General features: G+C 68.1%; 3 protein-coding genes. 1 reads left to right on the top strand and 2 read right to left on the bottom strand.

Translation table 11 applies throughout. The features are described 5' to 3' along the window. Positions 1–53: 53 nt before the first annotated feature. Together E1281_RS42770 and E1281_RS42425 are read right to left on the bottom strand one after the other, a co-directional pair. The gene (locus E1281_RS42770) at positions 54–953 is read right to left on the bottom strand and encodes an NAD(P)-dependent alcohol dehydrogenase (protein ID WP_279433694.1); all 900 of its coding nucleotides are present in this window, start codon (positions 951–953) and stop codon (positions 54–56) included. After that, complete coding sequence (locus E1281_RS42425; protein ID WP_279433693.1) at positions 850–1,083, bottom strand: alcohol dehydrogenase catalytic domain-containing protein; 234 nt, start codon at positions 1,081–1,083, stop codon at positions 850–852. The genes E1281_RS42770 and E1281_RS42425 overlap by 104 nt, the downstream gene beginning before the upstream one ends. Positions 1,084–1,179: 96 nt before the next feature. On the opposite strand from E1281_RS42425, the gene E1281_RS39195 reads away from it, so the two are divergent. Beyond that, positions 1,180–1,767: a TetR family transcriptional regulator gene (locus E1281_RS39195; protein ID WP_131884742.1), complete on the top strand. Its 588-nt coding sequence runs from the start codon at positions 1,180–1,182 to the stop codon at positions 1,765–1,767. The last annotated feature ends 568 nt before the right edge of the window (positions 1,768–2,335 follow it).

Genomic DNA, 2,335 nt, shown 5'->3' with positions numbered 1-2,335 from the left:
CCCAAGACCAACACCGGCCACGAACGGGTCAGGGAGCGGACACGGTTCTCCGTTCAGTCCAGGTCGGACATGTCAAGAACGAAGCGGTAGCGGACGTCGTTGCGCCGGAGGCGTTCGAGAGCCTCGTGCACACGGGCCGAAGGGAGGATCTCGATGTCGGCGGCGATGCGCTTGTCGGCACAGAAGGCGAGCATGGCGGCGGTGGCGGGCCGGCCGCCGCTCCCCGCGGAGCTGAGCTTCTTGCGCCCGATGAGCAGGTCCGCGGTCTCCACCGTGACGGGCCCGAGGTGCCCGAGGTGGCTGAGCGTGCCGTCGAGGGCGACGAGCCGCAGGTACGGGCCGAGGTCGTGCGGAGCGGAGATGGTGTCGATCACAACGTCGAACCGGTCCCGGGCCGCGGCCATCTGTTCCGGATCGGTGGAGACGATGACCGCCCGAGCACCGAGACGGCGTGCGTCGTCCGCTTTGCCGGGTGAACGGCTGATGACCGAGGTGTCGGCGCCCAACGCCACCGCCAGCTTGACCGCAAGATGGCCCAGACCGCCCAGCCCCGCCACCGCCACCCGGCTGCCAGGACCTACGCCCAGGGCGCGCAGGGGTTCCCAGACGGTGATCCCGGCGCAGAGCAAGGGAGCGGCGGCGGCCGGATCCAGGCCCTCGGGGAGCGGGTAGGCGAACCGGTCGCGGACGACGTACTCGCGGGAGTAGCCGCCCAGGGTGGTCGTACCGTCCTCCCGGTCGATGCCGCCATAGGTCAGGGTCGGGAAGGCATGGCAGAAGTTGTCCTGACCGGCCCGGCACATGGGGCAGTCGCCGCAGGAATCGACGATGTTGCCGACCGCGACGGGGTCACCGACGGAGAAGCGGGTGACCGCGGCCCCGGTCTCGGCCCACCACCCCCGTGAACTCGTGGCCCGGCACCAGAGGACGCGCCGCGTCCCCGTTGAGCGCATGCAGATCGGTATGGCACACGCCGCAATAGTCGATGCGGACGGCGAGGTCGTCGGGACGCAGGTCGCGGCGGTTCAGCAGCGTGCGCCGCAGCGTCGACCCATCGGCCTGCCAGCCGGCAGTGGTTCGCATAGGCTCTCCTCCTTAAACAGACTGTTCTGTTTGTTCACGGTAGGCACAGGTCGCCGCCTAAAGCAAACCAACCGTTCTGTTTGATAGCTTCGAGCCATGGCCGACCAGCCCCTGACCCCGCGCGGAGCGGCGACCCATCAGCGCATCCTCGATGCGGCGACCCGGGAGTTCGCCGAACGAGGAATCGCCGGAGCGCGCATCGAGCGGATCGTGGCCGCCGCACGCACCAACAAAGCCCAGCTCTACGCCTACTTCGGCAACAAGGAGCAGCTCTTCGACACGGTCTTCTCCGGCTCGCTGGAGCGGATCATGAACGTGGTGCCGATCGACGCCACCGACCTCGCGGACTGGGCCGTACGCCTCTACGACGAGTACCTGCGGCGCCCGGACCTGATCCGCCTGGCCACCTGGGCCCGCCTGGAGCGCCGCCCGGCGGGCCACCTCGTCGACGACCACGACCGCGTCGACGACCACAAGCTCCGCGCCATCGCCGACGCCCAGACCGCCGGCCGCGTGCGCGAGGGAGACCCGTTCGACGTGATGGCCATGGTCATCGCCATGTCGATGGCCTGGTCACCCGTCAGCAACGTCTACGCGGCGACCGCCGAAGAGCCCGCCGAAGCCCATGAGCAACGCCGCACCCTGCTCCGCGACTCCGTCCACCGCGCCGTCCTGCCGGACTGACCCTCCCGTGCGTCCACAGCCACCGGAGATCATCTGCCTCTGCCGTCAGCATTCGGGGCAGGAAACCGGCTGATGTACCGCAGCGCCCGCTCCCATGGGTCGAAGGCGAACAACTGCCGGGGCCGGTGGCGATGGCTTGCGGAGAACGTGTCGAGATCCATGCGGATCGGACGCGGCCGGAAGTCGCTGAGCGGTTCGGCGGCGCGTGTGACGCTCAGGAGCTCGGACTCCAAGGTCCATCCATCGTGATCGAAAGCCCAGACGCCATCCGCGACGTAGACATGACCGACGTCCCTCGCCCCGCGCGGAGACGCCCGTTTTCGGCAACCTACAGAGGATGAAGCCCTTGCCGGAGTCGATGGAGCACGTCCCACTGAGGTTTTCTCGGCACGATCGATTCGGACAGTAGGGATTTCCGAGGCACGATCGATGGTGTTCGGAGAGACTCGCGGACAGATGGCGAGGACCAGAAAAGGCACGTGGAGCCCCGGTAGAAGAGGTCTCGCTGAAGATCTCTCGTCTGCCAGAAGGGCTCCACGTGGTGACCTATCCTGCCATGCTCGACGTC

This window comes from Actinomadura sp. KC345 (assembly GCF_004348515.1).
Classification (GTDB): domain Bacteria; phylum Actinomycetota; class Actinomycetes; order Streptosporangiales; family Streptosporangiaceae; genus Spirillospora.
This window is presented reverse-complemented; position numbering and strand designations above follow the sequence as displayed.